16 protein-coding genes are annotated in these 18,220 nt (G+C 47.7%); 5 read left to right on the top strand and 11 right to left on the bottom strand.

Annotation, left to right across the window (positions count from 1 at the left end; all coding sequences use genetic code 11):
* Positions 1–46 precede the first annotated feature (46 nt).
* From J7623_RS25290 to J7623_RS25275, 4 genes are all read left to right on the top strand, one after another.
* Positions 47–1,153 (top strand): ABC transporter permease, encoded by a 1,107-nt coding sequence (locus J7623_RS25290; protein WP_291925886.1) that lies wholly within the window; start codon positions 47–49, stop codon positions 1,151–1,153.
* A 41-nt stretch (positions 1,154–1,194) separates the two neighbouring features.
* Entirely contained in the window at positions 1,195–1,731 is a 537-nt protein-coding gene (locus J7623_RS25285; RefSeq protein ID WP_291925884.1) for an SRPBCC family protein, read from the top strand.
* Between the two features lie 40 nt (positions 1,732–1,771).
* Entirely contained in the window at positions 1,772–2,302 is a 531-nt protein-coding gene (locus tag J7623_RS25280) for an SRPBCC family protein (protein ID WP_291925881.1), read from the top strand.
* A 116-nt stretch (positions 2,303–2,418) separates the two neighbouring features.
* Positions 2,419–2,913, top strand: coding sequence for a DUF2911 domain-containing protein (locus tag J7623_RS25275; RefSeq protein ID WP_291925877.1), 495 nt, complete (start codon positions 2,419–2,421; stop codon positions 2,911–2,913).
* 115 nt (positions 2,914–3,028) lie between these two features.
* Here the strand turns inward: J7623_RS25275 and bioA are convergent, their stop codons facing one another.
* From bioA to J7623_RS25245, 6 genes are all read right to left on the bottom strand, one after another.
* On the bottom strand, positions 3,029–4,306 hold the full coding sequence (bioA, locus tag J7623_RS25270) for an adenosylmethionine--8-amino-7-oxononanoate transaminase (protein ID WP_291925874.1): 1,278 nt from the start codon (positions 4,304–4,306) through the stop codon (positions 3,029–3,031).
* A gap of 42 nt (positions 4,307–4,348) precedes the next feature.
* Positions 4,349–6,811, bottom strand: coding sequence for a PAS domain-containing hybrid sensor histidine kinase/response regulator (locus J7623_RS25265; protein WP_291925870.1), 2,463 nt, complete (start codon positions 6,809–6,811; stop codon positions 4,349–4,351).
* A gap of 380 nt (positions 6,812–7,191) precedes the next feature.
* The gene (locus tag J7623_RS25260; protein WP_291925867.1) at positions 7,192–9,141 is read right to left on the bottom strand and encodes an LTA synthase family protein; all 1,950 of its coding nucleotides are present in this window, start codon (positions 9,139–9,141) and stop codon (positions 7,192–7,194) included.
* A gap of 49 nt (positions 9,142–9,190) precedes the next feature.
* The gene (locus tag J7623_RS25255; RefSeq protein WP_291925864.1) at positions 9,191–11,185 is read right to left on the bottom strand and encodes a TonB-dependent receptor; all 1,995 of its coding nucleotides are present in this window, start codon (positions 11,183–11,185) and stop codon (positions 9,191–9,193) included.
* A gap of 62 nt (positions 11,186–11,247) precedes the next feature.
* The gene (locus tag J7623_RS25250) at positions 11,248–12,510 is read right to left on the bottom strand and encodes a HAMP domain-containing sensor histidine kinase (RefSeq protein ID WP_291925862.1); all 1,263 of its coding nucleotides are present in this window, start codon (positions 12,508–12,510) and stop codon (positions 11,248–11,250) included.
* Positions 12,511–12,544: 34 nt separating this feature from the next.
* The gene (locus J7623_RS25245; protein WP_291925858.1) at positions 12,545–13,216 is read right to left on the bottom strand and encodes a response regulator transcription factor; all 672 of its coding nucleotides are present in this window, start codon (positions 13,214–13,216) and stop codon (positions 12,545–12,547) included.
* 179 nt (positions 13,217–13,395) lie between these two features.
* Between J7623_RS25245 and J7623_RS25240 the strand changes: the two genes are divergently transcribed.
* Complete coding sequence (locus J7623_RS25240) at positions 13,396–13,785, top strand: hypothetical protein (RefSeq protein WP_291925855.1); 390 nt, start codon at positions 13,396–13,398, stop codon at positions 13,783–13,785.
* A 270-nt stretch (positions 13,786–14,055) separates the two neighbouring features.
* On the opposite strand, the gene J7623_RS25235 is transcribed toward J7623_RS25240, so the two are convergent.
* The 5 genes from J7623_RS25235 to J7623_RS25215 all read right to left on the bottom strand — a co-directional run bounded on the left by J7623_RS25235 (position 14,056) and on the right by J7623_RS25215 (position 18,171).
* Positions 14,056–15,171, bottom strand: coding sequence for a serine hydrolase domain-containing protein (locus J7623_RS25235; RefSeq protein WP_291925852.1), 1,116 nt, complete (start codon positions 15,169–15,171; stop codon positions 14,056–14,058).
* Between the two features lie 4 nt (positions 15,172–15,175).
* On the bottom strand, positions 15,176–15,973 hold the full coding sequence (locus tag J7623_RS25230) for a PhzF family phenazine biosynthesis protein (protein WP_291925850.1): 798 nt from the start codon (positions 15,971–15,973) through the stop codon (positions 15,176–15,178).
* An 8-nt stretch (positions 15,974–15,981) separates the two neighbouring features.
* Complete coding sequence (locus J7623_RS25225; protein WP_291925847.1) at positions 15,982–17,193, bottom strand: MFS transporter; 1,212 nt, start codon at positions 17,191–17,193, stop codon at positions 15,982–15,984.
* A 77-nt stretch (positions 17,194–17,270) separates the two neighbouring features.
* Positions 17,271–17,855 carry a TetR/AcrR family transcriptional regulator gene (locus J7623_RS25220; protein ID WP_291925844.1) on the bottom strand — a complete coding sequence of 195 codons (585 nt, stop codon included), beginning with the start codon at positions 17,853–17,855 and terminating at the stop codon, positions 17,271–17,273.
* A gap of 103 nt (positions 17,856–17,958) precedes the next feature.
* Positions 17,959–18,171 carry a hypothetical protein gene (locus J7623_RS25215; RefSeq protein ID WP_291925841.1) on the bottom strand — a complete coding sequence of 71 codons (213 nt, stop codon included), beginning with the start codon at positions 18,169–18,171 and terminating at the stop codon, positions 17,959–17,961.
* Between the last annotated feature and the right edge of the window lie 49 nt (positions 18,172–18,220).

The following is an 18,220-nucleotide window of genomic DNA, read 5'->3' as shown; positions in this document are numbered from 1 at the left end:
CTTTCTCCTTTTTTATTGTAGTTTTGCCTGCAACTTTAGAAAAAGGATGAAAGGAGCTAAGTACAATCAGTTGAGGGCCATGTTGGCTATTACGAAAGGAAGTTTAAGGGGTATATTCCGCAGTCCTTCCGCCGTGGTGTTTAGTTTGGGGTTCCCACTGGTATTTATCCTGGTGTTTGGGTTTATTGGAGGAGGTTCTGTTTCTGTAAAAGTGGGGATAGATCGTCAAACGGATATCAACACTGGCTTTTACCAGGCTTTGTCGCATGTATCAACCCTGAAGCTGGTGACCACCCAGCCAGCTGCCGAAATGGAGGATGATCTGAAGAAAGGCAGACTGGTAGCCATTTTGAATATAGTACCAGTGCCGGGTGCCGACTCCATACAACATTACGAAATCAATGTCCGTACTTCTACTGCTTCCGATGCCGGCAAGAAAATGATCCTGATGGGGATATTGAAAAGTGTGACCACCCAGCTGGATGATGTAAGTTATAAACGTCCCTCTGTGGCTGTTTTCAAGCAAACAGAGATCCCCGGACGTGAATTTAAGACTATCGACTTTATTTTACCGGGACAACTGGGCTTTGCCCTTATGAGTGCTGCCGTATTTGGCACTGCCTTCCTGTTTTATAATATGCGTCAAACGCTGGTACTCAAGCGTTTCTTTGCTACGCCGATCAAACGTACCTACATTGTACTGGCAGAGGCGTTGAGCCGGATGATTTTCCAGTTGATCAGCTCTGTTGTGATTATTGCGCTGGGGCATTTTGCCTTTGGCTTTACACTGGTACATGGTTTCGCTACTTTCTTGGAAATGCTGGTGTTGTCTGTATTTGGCTTGCTGGTATTTATGGGCTTCGGCTTCGTGGTGAGTAGTTTGGCGAAGAATGAAAGCACCATTCCACCGTTGGCCAATATTGTTACTTTACCACAGTTCCTGCTGGCGGGTACTTTCTTTCCAATTGATTCTTTCCCGGGCTGGTTGCAGCCTATCTGTAAAATAATGCCGCTCACTTACCTGATAGATGCGTTACGTAAAGTGGCCTTTGAAGGGCAGCATTTGTGGCATGTGGGCTGGGATATTGCTATTTTGACCTTATGGGGCATAGTCGTGTATGCGGTAGCCGTGAAAGTATTCAAATGGGAGTAGCCTGATTTTATTTAGCTTTGTGCTATCTAAAATCCAGTCAGATGCAAGCCTTTTTTATTATTCTGGGTGCATTTATCGTCCTTGTGCTGGGGCTTTTCATTTTCAGTTTTTTCCTGTCGCCCACTGTTAAAGTGGAGCGTTCCCTGGTAATGCCGGCGGCTGCCGGGGTTATTTTCCCGTTGGTGAATGTAATCCGTAACTGGGAGTTATGGTCGCCCTGGAAAGAGCTGGACCCTGCCACCCGTATTACGTATGGTGAGAAGGAGAGCGGGGTAGGTGCGGGATATAGTTGGGAAAGCAACAGCCGCAACGTAGGCCGGGGGCATATGGCGATCACAGAATCGAGGGAAGACCAATATATTGCTACTGACAATGATTTTATGGCTATGGGCGTTGCCAAAGGCTATTTTCGCTTTGATGCCGTTCCCAATGGCACCCTGGTTACCTGGGGAATGGTATGTAATACCGGGCAGCATCCGCTGCGCAAGGTGATGGGGCTGATGATGGATAAGTGGATTGGGAAAGATTTTGAAAAAGGATTGGAGAATATAAAGCGGTTATCATCCGCTAAATCTTAAGCATGTCGGAGCATGCATTTGTGGGCTGTAATTTCTGTTTATGCGTTTTATTAAGCTGTTGGTGCTCAGTGTGGTTATTCTGGGTAGTATGATTTTTTTGTTGTCATTATTGTTTCCTTCTACCGGTGTAGTGGAACGCACCGGTGTGATCCGGGCGCCTATCAGTGTGGTATATGCCCATGTGGGTGATCTGAAAGCCTGGGAATCCTGGAATCCCTGGACCCGGCCTGATACTACCGCCAACCTGGTATTTTCTTCACCGGCAACCGGCACCGGCGCCTGGTACAGTTGGGATGGTAAAGAAAGCAGTGGCAAGGTGACCATCCTGGATAGCGATTCCGCCAAAGGCATACATTACCTGCTGGACATTAAAAACGCCAGGCCGGTACATGGCGGAATAGAGCTGAAACCTACTGCTGACGGCACCGGTACGGCGATATTCTGGCATATGGAAATTAAACTGGGTATGCTGCCCTGGTGGAAGTTAAGAGGCTTTGTGACCGACCGGATTTATGGCCCCGCCATGGAAAGCGGGTTGACGAAGCTCAGCGATATCTGTGAGAAGAAATAATATGGAGTTATTTTACCATTGGTCCCAATGTTTTTGTTTACAACGGATTTAAAGACTTAATTTAAAGGATAAAGCTTTCTTGAAAAATTCTTCTTATTCCAGAAAAAACTAACAAAATGAAACACTTCTTTTTGGCAACCTTATTTTTGGCCGTTACCAGCCTCGTTTTTGCACAGGAAAAACCGCGTAAAAGCCCCCACGTTACAACAGAAGCCAACGGTATTAAAGTTGTTTACGGACAACCCTCTAAAAATGGCCGTGTAATTTTTGGTACCCTGGAGCCATTTGGTAAGGTATGGCGCACCGGTGCTGATGAAGCTACCCAAATCACTTTTAGCAAGGATGTGATTTTTGGTGGTAAACCTGTAAAAGCTGGTACTTACACCCTGTTCTCTATTCCGGACCCTAAAATCTGGACCGTAATCCTCAATGGTAAACTGGGACAGTGGGGCGCTTATGATTACGAAAAAAATAAAGGGGAAGACGTGGTAGCGGTGAAAGTAAAACGCGAGCCATTGGCTACACCTACAGAAAAACTCACCTTTACATTACCAGGTAATGCCGTAGTGTTTGAGTGGGATGATACTAAAATTTCTGTACCGGTGAAGTAAAGCATAAAGCATAAAGCATAAAGCAAAAAGCTATTGAAGCGAGTGAACTTTGCGAATATCCGCATTGATCACTCGCTTCAATAGCTTTTTGCTTTATGCTTTATGCTTTCAGCTTTTACAATGTGGGTATCAGTTCCCGGATACTGTTGTATACCTGGTCCAGCTGTTCGTTGGTGATGCAGTAGGGTGGCAGTATATAAAGGGTGTTGCCCAGTGGGCGCAGCATAATTCTTTTTTCCCGGAAGAAGCGGTGCAGGTGATCTGCCAACGCATTCGTGTAGCCATCAGCGTTATCAGTGACAATTTCAAACGCAAGAATGGTACCGAGCAGTCGCGGGTTTTTGATAACAGTGACCTGTTGCAGTTCCTGCAGGAAAGCAGCGTGCTTTTCGTGTATGCGTTCCCGGTTGGCCGCACAGGCCGGATCTGTAAAGAGATCCAGGCTGGCCAGTGCAGCAGTACAGGCCAATGGATTTGCGGTGAAGGAGTGACCGTGGAATAAAGTTTTTAGTTTGTCGTTGGAAAGAAAGGCTTCATATACCGCAGCCGTACTAGTGGTAACGCCCAGCGCCATACTGCCGCCGGTGAGTCCTTTGGACAAACAAATCATATCCGGCTGTGTGTGCACATATTCCATGGCGAAGTTTTTCCCGGTTCTGCCAAAGCCGGTCATTACTTCATCTGCAATGAGCAGTATTTGCTGGCCTGCACAATATTGTAGTAGTTGTTCAAATGCAAGTGCCTCATACATGATCATGCCACCGGAACCCTGCAGCAGTGGTTCAAAAACAAATGCTGCGATATCTTCCGGTTGTAGCGTTGCAATGGTGTTAATAATTTGGGAGATGTTGTCCGCGGTGGGGACATCAATGAAATGCACATCAAACAAAAGGTCGTCGAATACGCGGGTGAACACACTTCTGCCGCTCACGCTCATGGCCCCAAAGGTATCGCCGTGGTAGGCGTTTTTAAACGCCAGTATTTTCTGTTTGCGGATCCCTTTATTATCCCAGTATTGTATCGCCATTTTCAGCGCTACTTCAATGGCAGTAGATCCGTTGTCGGAATAGAAAACGCGGCGTTGATTATCCGGCAGTATTTTAAGTAAACGTTCTGCGAGGTTGACTGCCGGCGGATGTGTGTATCCGGCAAAGATGCAATGTTCCAGTTGCAGCGCCTGGGCGGCCAGTTGCTGTGCAATATGCGGATGTGCATGACCGTGTATATTTACCCACCAGCTGGAAGTAGCATCCAGGTATGCATTGTTTTGTTCATCAAAAAGAAGTGCGCCCTGTCCGCGGACAATGCCGATAGGAGCAGGCGCTGTTTGCATTTGTGTATATGGATGCCAGATCACGTCGAGGTCGCGGGCCGACAAAGAAGATGTTTGCATATTGTTGGCTTTTGTGCAGCCGCGAAGGTACTACAAAAGACGTCATTCTTTGCGGTATTGCGCCAGCATCCGCAGCAGATCTTCCGCTGCATATGGCTTTGGCAGCATATCTTTTACCTGCAATAGGGCGAGGCGTTCTTTTACTTCGGGCATTACGTCGGCGGTTAGCACAATAATGAACGCCTGGGGTTGCAGGTGTTGGATATGTGGAATGGTGGCATAGCCATTCATTTCCGGCATATGCAGATCGAGTACCACACCATCGAAAGATTGCTCCTGCATTTTTTCCAGGGCCTGCCGGCCATTGCTGGCATTCACGATAGTAACGCCCGATTTTTTCAGTTGCAGGCCAATGATGCGGATATTGATGGCATTATCTTCCACTACGAGCAGGCGCATTCCTTCGAGGAAGCCGGGGGCATGTATTGCTTGTTGGTGGCTCTGATTAGCATCCGTTTCCGGCACGGGGAACTCTACTTCAAAGCGGAAGGACGTGCCTTCATTTTTTTTGCTATCCAATGTAATGTCGCTGTTGTGCAAGGTGACCAGTTTTTTAGTGATGGCAAGTCCCAGCCCTGTTCCGCCATGGTGGCGGGTAGTAGCGGAATCTTCCTGTACAAAGGTTTCAAATATTTTGTCGTGCATTTCCGGAACGATACCGATGCCGGTATCTTTTACCTGGAATGAAATCCGGCAGTTGTTATGGGTAATGGCTTCCTGGTGCACGGATATGGTGACGCTGCCTTCTTTGGTAAATTTGATGGCGTTGCTGAGCAGGTTATTAAGGATCTGCGACAACCGGACAGGATCGCCTGTAACCTGGGCTGGCAGCCGTTTATCGATGTGGGTGTAAAAGGCAATGCCTTTATTTTTTGTTAATGGCAGATAATTGTTGCTAATGCCTTGCACCAACCTGGTGAGATCGAAATGAATTTTCTCCAACTCAATTTTTCCGGATTCCATTTTGCTGAAATCGAGAATATCATTGATCAGGCCCAACAGGTGGTTGGCGGAGAATTGCAAACTCGGTATGATATCCGCGCCTTCCGGTACGGTGCTACCTTCGAGGATATTGGCGATGCCAATAATCGCATTCAGCGGTGTGCGGATTTCGTGGCTCATCACCGATAAAAATTCACTTCTCGCCTGTGCGGCTTTTTGTGCATTATCCCTGGCGTTGGTGAGCGCCAGTTCGTTATCTTTCTTATCAGTGATATCCATGATAATGCCCCGGAAATGGGTCAGTTGGCCGTTGCTATTGAATACCGGTTTGCCTACTGAGCGTACCCATGTTTCTTTACCTTTGGCTGAAATCTGCCGTATTTCCAGGTCGAAAGGAATTTGTTCGTTGAAGAGGCGTTCTTTGGCGGCATTGAACATGGGTTGATCATCGGGATGATAGAAACTGGCAGCCCCCTGCAACGTAATAGGATAACCGGGAGGGACTTCTCTCAAGGCATATATTTCCTTGGTCCAGTATATTTCCCCGGTAACTACATTGAATTCCCAGCCGCCCATTTTTCCCATTTGCTGACAAATACCCAATAACTGGTTACTCCGTTTGAGCTCCGATTGTGCCTGCTGGTAGCCAATGTGCTGTCTTTCCCTGGCAGAAATATTCCGGATCAGGATGAAGATGCGTTTCGGGCCAGGGCTTTTGATCAGCGCCATTTTTATTTCATACCAATGTTCGAGGCCCTGCCGGATATCGGGATAAATATATTGCTGTGTTTCTCCTGTCCGGAGAATTTTATCCGCCAGGCGATTAAAAGCCATGGCGTGGTGACCGAGCACTTCGGAAATGGTTTTACCTATTACTTCTTCCCTTGGGCGAAACAGCAGGCTTTCCTGGCTACACCATACTTTGGTAAAGGTTTTCTGGTCGTCCATCTCAAACACAATATCATCGAGCGTCAGCATCAATGCTTCCCATTCTGATTGTTGGATAGCATGTTGTTGTTTCAGTTGCTGATAGTGGCGAACGGCTTGTGCATTCACGTGTTGAAATCCCAGTACCTGCAGGAGTGGCTGCAGGAAATGAATGGTATCTTTCGTATAAACAGTGGTTGTACTCACCACCCCGATCACTACCAGTATTTCCTGCTGGAAGATTACCGGCAGGCCGATAAAAGTTGTGGTATTGTTGATTTTGCTGATTTGTGATTGGCCGGTATGCGCCACTTCCTGCAGGGCCGTTACCACGCTCCATTCGCTTTCGGGCAGGGAATTACTGATGGCGAGTGGCTGTAATCGGATGCCGCCGTCCCTGCTTTTGCTGACTTCTCCTATAAAGCCATGTGTGCCCTGCAATAGTGAAAGTAAAGCGGGCAGCAGGCGTTCATATGCTTCGGACACGTGATGACAAGCGGGAAAATCAACATGTATACGACCAATGATGTCCAGTAGCGACTGTTGTATATTTTGTTCATCTCCTTGCCCACTGTTTTTCAGTTCCCCGTTGGCAGGATCATCACGAAAGGGATCTGTAAAAGCGGTAGCCAGCATGAATAATATCAATTTTATTGTTCCGGTTGCAGTTTCAATAAGGTATAGCTATCAACAAGTGACAGGGTTGCTATACATCGCTTGAATGCAACTTAAAAGAGGCCAGATTATGCGTGCCCGGTGGGTAGTAAGCAGTCCTTAAGAATACCGGAAAAATAAATTTAGGGAATAATGTGCAGAAATAAGCTGAAATTTTAAAGTATATTTTCACGCAAAGGGGCAAAGGAGCAAAGAAGATCAGCGCGAATTTTAAGCCCGCAAAGTGAGTAGATTATATTATACCCACAAACCGGGATAAATGATATAATCTACTCACTTTGCGGGCTTAAAATTCGCGCTGATCTTCTTTGCTCCTTCGCGTGACATATACGCCGCTGTATTTATTTTTTCATGCCTCCGTTTTTAAACAGGAAGTAAGCCGTTTGATAGTTGGCGATACTGTTTTTGAGCAGGACACTGTCCATGGGGGCAGGGTGCTGTTCATTGCGGGCCTCATTCCAGTTGAAGCATTGTGCTTTTTGTTGTGGGCTGAGGATAAGCAGTTTGCCTGGTTCCAGGTAGCCCAGCTTCTGATATGTGCTGATCATGGCACGTGGCTGATAACCCGGTTCCAGTACATTTTTACCATAGAGCTTGCTATTGTAGCTCCAATGCAGTAAGCCCAGCAGGGTTGGGTAAATATCGATCTGGGAGCACATGGCGCTGATTTCCTGTGGTGCTGTACCTGGTGCATTGTACACAATGCAGGGGATATGATATTTACTGATTTCAATTTCATTTTTGCCGGCGCTGCTGGCACAATGGTCGGCCACAAAGATGACGATGGTATTTTTAAACCAGGGCCTGGTGCGGATGTTTTTCAGGAACTCGCCGATGGCGTAGTCGGTGTATTTCACGGCGCCTTCACGGCTGGTACCGGATGGGATATCAATTTTACCGGAAGGGTAAGTGTAAGGGCGGTGGTTGGAAGTGGTCATGATGAAGTCGTAGAACGGCTTTCCGGCGGCATATTTGGCGTCTGCGCTTTTGATGGCAGCGTTATAAATATCCTCGTCGCAGATGCCCCAGGCGTTTTCAAAATGCACTTCACTGTCTGGTATGTTGGTACGTGTAGTGGTAATTTCGTCGTGTACAAACTTATTGCGCAGGCGATCAGTGATGTCGTAGCCGTTGTTGCCAAAAAATTTGTTCATGTTATCGAAGTACCCGTCGCCGCCATAGAAGAAGGTACTTTCATAGCCGGCCTGTTCAAAGATTTGTCCAATCGAAAACAGTCCTTCGTTGTTTTTGCGGCGTACAATACTTTGCCCCGGTGTAGGTGGAACGGCCAGGGAAAGGGCTTCCATGCCTCTCACGGTACGGGTCCCGGTGGCGTACATATTGGTAAACAGGATTCCTTCTTTGGCGATGCTGTCGAGTATGGGCGTGATATGTTGTGTATTACCGAAGCGTGTCATGAAGTCAGCGCTGAAGCTTTCAATAGTCACCATGATTACGTTGGGTGTTACATGTGCTGTTGTATCTGTAATGCTTCTGAGTATACTATTACCGTTTTCCAGGTAGTGGCTATCCGGCGATTGCAGCAGGGTGCGCATGCGGTCAAAGGCCCGGCTGTTATCTTCCAGTAAATAGTATTTATCGTATGCCAGTTCATTGTTCAGGTAGGCAGATACAAAAGAGTATACGCCTGCTTTCGAGAGTTCCTGTGCATAGCGGTTTTTACTTTGTTCCGCCCAGGTATTGCTGATCAGAAAGGTATGCAGCAACAATAACCCGAGGAGTATAGCAAAGGTGACGAGTCTTTTTCCGAAAGAAGTATTGGATTGAAAGCTCCGGCGGAAGTTGCCGCGCCGGGCCAGGCCCCAGGTGAGCAGTAAGGTAAACAGCAATACACCACCTATCAGCAGGGGCAGTGGATACGATTCGTTGATATTGCTGATGACTTCATACGTGTAGATGAGATAATCTACTGCTATAAAGTCGAAGCGGCCTGCATATTCTCCCCAGAAAGTGAATTCTGCAAAGAAGGAAAATATAAGGATCATCAGTGCCAGGAAGGAGCCGATGTAGGTGAATAGCCGGTTGAATAAGGTGTTGTTGAGTCGCTGTGGTAATATCAGCAGATAAAAAGCGTAAGCGATGGTAAAGAATAATGCCACGCCGATATCGTATACCAGGCCTTTGGCATAAATAACCGGGATATCAGAAAAATGGAGGCCGGATTGCGGGTAAGTCCAGATCAGCAGTGCAGTTCTTACGAGGAAAGACAGTATAAGGAGCAAGGCGCCGAAGCCAAATAAAACGGCGTACCTGTTTTTTGCGAATTTCATTTTTATACAGAAAATTAGGATCGCAAAGGTACGCCGTTCTCTATATTATCTATAAATTAAATTTTACGGACAGGTTGATGGTACGTCCATCTATGGGTCCCCAGAGGTTGGCAAAGTTTGGATTACTTACCGGACCGGTGAAGAGTGGGGTATTTTTGCCCTGGCGTGCATCAAAGATGTTTTCTCCATTCAGTACCACGGTGATATGCTCACCAAACTGACGGGAAATCATGGCCGCCCAGAACCAGTAGTTCGGCGTTTTCTGGTTGTTGTAATCGTATTGGTTACCTATCCAGCTGTTTTCGATGCCAAAGCGCCATTTCCCTTCTATTTCGTAGGCCAGGGTGCTGGCGAATTTATCCTGTGGTGCATAAGGAATATTCACAGATCCGGTGTTGTTATAGCGGGAAACGGTGTGGTTGTAGCCTAGGTATAATTCCAGGTGATCCAGGGCAAAACGCAGGTAGGTATCTGTACCCAGGCTATTTACTGCGTAAGGCATATTTTCCAGCATCAGCATACCGGCGTGGGAAGTGCTGGCTACTGGTAATATCGGATCTTTGATGTGAGTGTAGTAGAAAGCCTGGTTGAGCGTCATTTCTACTTTGCCAAGGGAAGTACGGTAGTTGCCATCGAAGTTGATGCCCTGACTTCTTTCAGACCTGATACCAGCGCTGAGGGGAAGCAGGTTGCGGTAGCCGATGGTTTGCGTTTGTGAGGTAAAGATAGCGGGCGATTTATACCCGGTACCGGCGCTCAGGCGTATGGAAAGATCTTCAATAGGTTTGTACATAAAGGCCAGGCGAGGTAATACATACCAGCCGAAAACGTTGTGGTAGTCGGCGCGTAAGCCGGCTTCCGCCAGGAGTTGATCAGTGATGTGGTAGCCATCCTGTATAAAGGCGCCCATAGTATTGTAAGTGTAGTTGCCCAGCAGGGTGCTGTCGCCGGTAGCACGGCGATAAATTTCGCCGGTGTTGTTGAGTCCTGCTACCCAGTCGTGTTTGCCGCTTTTTTTGTTATAAGATGCTTCTGCATAAGTGCTGGTTTGATTACCCAGCAATGCGAAGGTGCCCTGATCGTTTTGCAGGTGGAAGAAGCTTCCTACGGCTTTGACGGCGAGGGTACCGCCGCCCAGGTTTTTGCGGGTAAACTGCAGGTCTACGCTGTGGCGATCAGTGTTGTTTACTTCCGTGTATTGGTGAATATTATCGGCCTGATGTTCCAGCACCTGCATATCGCCGCCTTCTCTTTTTTCGATGGTGCCGGTGTAGCCTGCTACCAGGGTGGTGAGTGGATTGATATACCAGAAGAAGCGGGGATGCAGCAGGTATTGGCGCAGGCGGGGTACATCGCTGAAGCCGTCTTTATTGACGTCTACCGGGTTCTGCGTGGTTACGCCGGCAAAAAGGGTGAGTCCTGTTTTACCGTAGCGTTCAGAATAGAAAGCGTTTACATTGGTTTCTTTCAGGGTGGTCTGGTTGGCGAGGATGGTGAGTTCCGGTTTACTGCCGGGTGTTTTGGCCACGAAGTTGATGATGCCGGCAATAGCGCCACCACCGTATAAGGTGGACACAGATCCCTTGATGATTTCTATTTGTTTGAGATCCAGTGGCGGAATGGCAAGTACGCCGAAATTGCCACTGAGACCTTCATATACGGGTACTCCATCGCGGAGCAGTTGGGTGTATTTACCATCCAGTCCCTGCATGCGGATGGCGTTGTTGCCACTCACCGCAGAAGTGTTTTGAATATGTATGACGGATAAGTCGCCGAGAATACTTGCCACGTTGCCGGGTTTGATCCCGCTTTCTTCTATCATTTCCTCTTTACCCATTACTTCCACTTTCATGGGAAGGTCTTCGATGCGGCTGTTATTACGGGTAGAGGTAATAATGACTTCATTCAGATCCGATACTTTGCTGATGGTATCTGCCGGAGCAGGTTTCGCAGTAGTATCTTTAACGGGAACGGCCACACGATTTTGAGCAGCCAATGGAAGGGCTGTGCTGAGTACAACGATGGCCAGTAGCATTTGTTTCATATAACGGTGCTTATGGTTTACCGCACAAAATAAAGAAGGGAATCTGGAGTAAATCTGAGGAATCAAAAGGTAACAGAAAAAATATGTTGTCCGTTGTGATAATCATACCGGATTTGGAGGTGATAAGAGTCTGCTATTTTTTTCACGATAGCGAGTCCCAGGCCATTGGTATTGGTGTAGCCGGTATGGTTTTTTTTGAAACGTTGAAACAACATGCTGGCAGGGATTTCCGGCAATTCGCTGGTATTGCTGATGATGAAACTGTTGGCGGTGATGCGGATATCAATATTCCCTTTGGGATAATTGTATTTGATGGCATTGCCCAGCAGATTACTGACGAGGATATCTGTGAGCGCCGGGTGCAGGGGCCATGGGGCGTGATCTGTCATTTCTTTATGGATGCTGATATCCTTCTCCCGTATTAATTCTTCAAAAAGCAGTAAATACTTTTCTATAACGGTACAGAGGTCCGGTTGTTCGGTAACAGGGTATTGCTGATTTTCTATTTTGGCTAATAGCAGCAGGTTGTGATTGAGCCTGGACAAGCGTTGCAGCTCTTCATAACTCAGGAGGATGCCATTGAGTTGTGTTTCAGACAGGGTATCATCCTGCAGCAATAATTCCAGTTTACTTTGTGCAATGGCCAAGGGGGTCTGCATTTCATGGGCTGCATCTTCTGTGAGTTCTTTGATGCTGGTATAGTCCTGGTGAATGCGGTTGGTCATGTTGTTGAGCGCACCGTTGAGCTGGTTGAATTCGTGTGTATTGGTGCGGTCAAACACGGTGTTTTCCAGCTTATTCAGTTGCAGGCGTTGTATCTTATCGAGCGAGCGATAGAAGGGGCGCCAGATGCTTCTGCTGATCAGCCAGTTGATGATCAGTACAAACAGGAGTAATCCGCCGAAGGCGGTGAGCATCACGTAAGCTACGTTTTTAATCAGGTCATCTTTTTCGATGAGTGATTTACGCAGGGTGAGTTCGTAGTTCCGGTTGTGCAATGTGATCACCTGCGACAGTTGCCGGAAGGGCGCATAGGTATTTTCCGGTTCCTGGTAAATATTGATGCCTTTTAGTTTGTGTTTATCCTGTGTGGTTTTATCTGTTGGCTGTAAATTAAACTCCGGTGTATGGATGTTGAAAACGGGGTTGTTAACGCTGGCAGTATCCAGGTAACGCATCCACTGTAGTTTATCGTTGATCAGTTCTTCATCTGTTTCATGTTTTATCTCTTTATTAAATTTAGTATAGAAGAAGAAAGTGCCTGCAGTAAAAACAGGTAACATGATCAGCAAAAAGTACACGGTTGTTTTGGTCAGCAACTTCATGATAGCGGTAAATATTTATGTGTGAGGGCGGGGTTTATCCGAAGCGGTAACCGGTGCCATAAACCGTTTTGATATAATCTTCTCCGCCAGCTTCCAGCATCTTTTTACGGAGGTTTTTGATGTGTGTATAAATGAAGTCGTAGGAGCCGGCCTGGTCGTATTCATCACCCCATAGATGTCCGGCCAGTGCGGATTTGGTCACTACCCGGTGTTGGTTGGCAATGAAATAGAGCAGCAACTGGTATTCTTTGCCGGTGAGGGTAAGGGATTTATTGTGTACCAGCACTGTTTTAGAAGCTGGTTTGATCACAATTTCCGCGAAGGTGATGGTGGTATTTCCATCAAAGTTTTTGCGCCGTAAAATGGCATTTACGCGGGCATTTAATTCGGATAGATGGAAAGGCTTGGTGAGATAGTCATCCGCGCCGAGTTCCAGGCCACGGAGTTTATCTTCCAGTGAATCTTTGGCAGAGATAATGATGATGCCAGCTTTGGATTCCAGCATTTTCAGCTCTTTCACCACATCCAGTCCGTTTCCGAAAGGAAGGCCGATATCCGCTACAATACAATCGTAGTCAAATTCATTGACTTTATCGATGGCCTGTTTAAAATCAGCTGCCAGTTCACAGATATAGCCCTGGTGTTCCAGGTATTCCTGTATACTGGTTCTGAGCGCGGGTTCGTCTTCTATAATCAGCACTTTCATGGGCTAAAAATAGGGATAATTCCTAAAGGAATTCTGTAGTGGCGGGGTTGGGCGTGTACAAACGCCGAAACGGTGCCTGCCGTTGCTAAAAGGTTTTCTCGTTAAAATGAAAACTATGCATGCCCGCCCTTCGTACATACATACATTACGGAGATCAATTTAATCATGCAGGCATTATTATGAATTCTTATTTTAAAATGATTGCAGATAGTATATGGTTAAAGCAGTTGCCGGAAAAGCCAACAGTAACCCGGCGCGTAACAGATGAAGAAACTAAAGAGCTGATTGCTTTAATGGACAATATACCTAATGCCAAATTAGTTGCTGCTGTTTATCAGAAAATGATGAAGTCAGGTGCACTGGATCAGCGTTTCAAAAGTGCCGATCCCGGGAGACGCTGGCTGGAACTGGAGCAGATGGTGTTGAACAGAGATGAAAGACGCAGGGGCAACCGGCGTAAAATTATCTGGATGTTGGCGGTGTTTACGCTGATGGGTATTGCATCTTATCTAGGTGGTGTATACTTGTTAACGAAGGCTAAGTACCTGGGGGTACAGGTAGTCAGGTAAGTGTGCATAATAGGTTTGTTTCATAATGATAGATAGTAACCAGGCTGATTAAAAATAATACTTTAATCAGCCTTTTTTATGCCCTTATTTTCGTTTCGAAATGGCTACACTCAGTGTATTCATTACGGTAAAGCGGATAGCCTTCATGGAAGCGTTAACAAAGCATTAACAGGAATATTTTTTTCAGATAGCCGAACAAGGGGGACTGGTATGGTGGCAGATAATTATCCGCCATACAGAACTATACAACCAGCTTGTGGTGAAATGATATTATTTATTGGTAAAAAGATCCACACCAGGCCATGGTGTAGTTGGATCGTTAACTGCTCCCCATAGTAACCCATCGAGGTCATTAAAGAAACTATCGTCTGTGCGGGTATTACAAAGCATTACCCAGGTAAAGCCGTGATGAGAGCGGATAATTTCGCTGGCGGTGCCGGGAAGAGAACCGGAATGCCACCAGTTGTGATAAGGATTTACGGCCCAGCCCAGGGCGTAGCCGGTGTTCGCCTTAGAGCCGGTAGTCATAGCGGTAATGGCGGTATCAGAGAGTATATCTTCAGGCGCAGGAAATCCATCTACATGTACCAGCAGGCGTGCCAGGTCAGCAGCCGAGGCAATCCATCCGCCATGTGCATCCATGCGGGTGATGTTGTAGATATAAGGCTGTTCGCCATGTTGACCGTAATAGGTGACTTCATTCGCTTTTTGTTGGGCGAGTGTGTTACCGCCAATCTGCATATCAGTGATACCGCTGGGTTGCAGGATGGCTTTCTTCACATAAGCATCATAGGGCATGCCGGATACCTTTTCGATGATCCGGCCCAATATGCAGTAACCGAAGTTAGAGTAAGCGTATACCTCTCCGGGTGTATTTTCCAGCGGTTGGTGGGTGATGGTCCATGAAATCAGTTCAGCAGCGGATAAGCCAGGATGACTGAACATCGGATCTGTGCTGTTGTTAGTCCAGCCGCCGGCGGTATGCTGCAGCAACTGGCGTACGGTGATCTTCCGCAGATTTTCCGGGTAAGGAGGCTGTCCATATGCAGTCCCGAGGATGCCTTTTTTCCCAAACACGGTGGCGTCGAGCGAGAGTTTCCCTGCATCTGCAAGTTTTAGTATAGCCGTTGCCGTTATACATTTCGACACGCTGGCAATTCGAAAAAGGCTATTGGGCGTAACGCCTGTTTGGCGCAACGTATCCGCATAGCCGTATCCTTTGGCGTATACCAGCTTACCGTGATGGGTAACAGCGATGGCCATGCCAGGTACATGGTATTTGGTCATGAAGGCATTGACGGTGTTATCTATGACTGGTAAGCTTTGAGCGGTGGCGGATACTGTGTAGCAAAGTAATGTCCAGAGCGGTATAAGGAAGCGTGTCATTCGTTTAAGGTACAAAAATATTTCCTTCGAGATAGGTTTTGCAATGGCCACCAATGAGTACACGATCGCCGGCATCCACGCAATATAACTTCCCGGTTCTGGGAGATACCTGCAGGGCAATCATTTCTTTTTTATCCAGCTGTGCACTCCAGAAAGGAATGAGGGAACAGTGGGCGGATCCGGTAACGGGATCTTCCAGGATGCTGGCCTGTGGTGTAAAGTAGCGGGACACGAAATCTACGTCTTTTCCTTTTGCAGTAACGATAATGCCGCCAGGGTCCAGGTTAATCTGGTCCAGGATAGATTTATCCGGTTGCAGTTGACGTATAATGTTTTCATCGTGGTATACGAGGATATAGTCGCGTGCTTTCAGTACTTCCATGGGATATACACCGATACCCTTGAGTATTTCCGGTGGCAGAGATGCGGCTGTAGCAGGTCTTGCAGGGAAATTAAGGGTGAGCAGCTGGTTGTTTTTGCTGACGGTCAACGGACCGCTTTGCGTATGAAACGTGATCTGGTGGAAATCCCATCCCAGGTGATTGAACAGCACATGTGCGGTGGCGAGGGTGGCATGTCCGCAGAGATCCATTTCTATTTCAGGCGTAAACCAGCGGAGTTCATAATGCCCGGATTGTGCAGCCGGTATGAAAAAGGCGGTTTCCGGCAAGAAGTTTTCGGCGGCAATTTTTTGCAGGATATCGGTGGGTAGCCAGGTTTCCAGTTGACATACCGCGGCCGGATTGCCGTGGAATAATTCGTCTGTGAAGGCGTCTACCTGGTAAATGGGTATATGTGGCATGACATGGGTTATTTATCGTATCCCAAAGTTATTGCTTTTTTATGCGTGTGGGTGCAGGGCAGGGTGATGGCCCAGAAAGCAAGTCCCATGGCGCTGATGGCAGCACCGAGTATGCATACGCCTGTCCAGCCGGTATGAGCGTACGTGGTGGTGGCAGCAATGCTGCCGCTGCCGCTGCCGATGGAGTAGAAGAGCATGTACCCGGCTACCAGGCGGTTCCTGGATTCCGGGCGGATTTGATAAATAAGGCTTTGGTTGGTAACATGTACTGCTTGTACAGCCAGGTCCAGCAGGATAATGCCGGCAATGAGTGCCGGAAGGTAAGAGGTGGTAAAACCGAGAGGTATCCAGGAGAGCAGGAGTAGGGTGAGTGCAATGCCGGTAGTCCGTTGGCTGTGGCCCTGATCGGCCAGTTGCCCGGCTTTGGTGGCGCCAAGTGCACCGGCTACACCTATGAGTCCAAACAGGCCGGTGACAGTATGGCTGAATTCATAGGGCGGTGCGCTGAGCGGGAGTACCAATGAGGTCCATAATACGCTGAAGGCCGCGAAGATAAACCCTGCCAGGATAGCACGGGTGCGAAGTATCGGCTCCTGTAGGAGCAATTGAAAAACGGAGGCCAGCAGTTGGGGATAGGTGGTCACTGTTTTATTGGGATCTTCCCGTGGAAGTACCCGGAACAGGGCGATGGCGGTGAGCAGCATCAGCGTGGCAGAAAAAAGATACACAGCTCTCCATCCGGCCATATCCGCCAGCGTGCCGGAAATAGTACGCGCCAGCAGGATGCCGAGTACCACGCCGCTGGTGACCAGTCCTACCATACGGCCACGTGCCGATGGCGCCGCCAGCGTTGCGGCATATGCCACCAATGTTTGGGTGACCACTGCCAGCATCCCTATGGCGGCTATACCGGCAAAAAAGAGCCCGCGGCTGGGCGCCCAGGCTACCAGTGCAAGCGCCGCCATGGCGAGCAATAATTGTGTTACAATTAACTTCCGACGATTAAACAGATCGCCCAGTGGGAGTAGCAGCAACAGCCCGGCTGCGTAACCACTTTGCGTAATGGTAATGATGATACCTGTATCGGCGGCAGGAATATGGAGATCCTGGCTCATGGTGTTGAGCAGGGGCTGGGCGTAGTATACGTTGGCAACGGCGCATCCGCTGGCGATCGCAAATAATACGGCGGTGGCGGTGGTGAGCGAAGTGTTTTTTTCCATGCTGATAAATTTATATTGTACCAAATGGTACAAAATTGAATATACGTTTACCGGGTGCTATTAAAACAAGTGGTTGATTAATCCAGGATTTTTAACTGCATTTCTATGAGTTCCCCGAGGGCTTCATTGTCGGGATAGATGCGGCGGGTAATACCGAGGCCGTTCCAGTTGTTGAGCAGTAAACGGGCCAGTAGCGCCGGGTCTTGTTTTGTGTGCAGTTTGCCCAATTCTTTTCCGCGGAGCAATGCTTCATGGAAAAGTCCTTCCAGTGCCTGCAGGTGATGAGCAGCTTTTTTCATCAAAGCGGGGTCGGTATGTGATAATTCGGCTACCGTATTTCCCATAATACAGCCGCGTTGGTGTAATTTTTTGGGGCTGGCGGTGATGCCGCGAAAGAATTGGCGGATATATTCCACCGGGTCAGTGGCTTCGGCTATTTCTTTTTTTAGCCTGGTGAGGGCTCTTTCACTGTTCTGAGCCAGGGCTTTTTCGAACAGCTCCTTCTTCCCTCCTTTGAAAGCGAGGTAAAAGCTGCCTTTGCCGATGCCCATCTCTGTCAGCAGGTCTTCTGTAGACGTGGCTTCGTATCCCTGCCGCCAGAAAAGATCCGCTGCTTTACCGATCACTTCCTGCTCATCAAATATCTTAGGTCTGCCTGACATGGAGGTATGATTTTGGGGTAAAGGTATATTCTTTACCAAATAGTACAAAATTTTTCAACAAAGAGAAAACCTGCGCAGGCATCTTTCATAAATCAATAAAAAACTAGTGATGCGGGGTTTGTGGGTGGAGGAGCTGGAACAACGTTTTTTGCAGATCTTCATTGTGGAGGTTGTTCAGCGCTTCACTGGCGATTTCATAGAAGGCAGTTTTTTTGCCTAGTACGCCAATCACAAACGTGTGCCCGGCCTGTACCGGCTCACTGGTTTGAGGATGCTTTTTGGATAGTGTTACCACTACATCTTTGAATTTTGACATGTGGTGAATATACCGAAAAAAGGTGGGATTAGTGGGGGAGGAATGGGGA

Source organism: Chitinophaga sp. (assembly GCF_017745275.1).
Lineage (GTDB): Bacteria > Bacteroidota > Bacteroidia > Chitinophagales > Chitinophagaceae > Chitinophaga.
The sequence above is the reverse complement of the archived record's forward strand: the minus strand, read 5'-3'. Positions and strand labels throughout refer to the sequence as shown.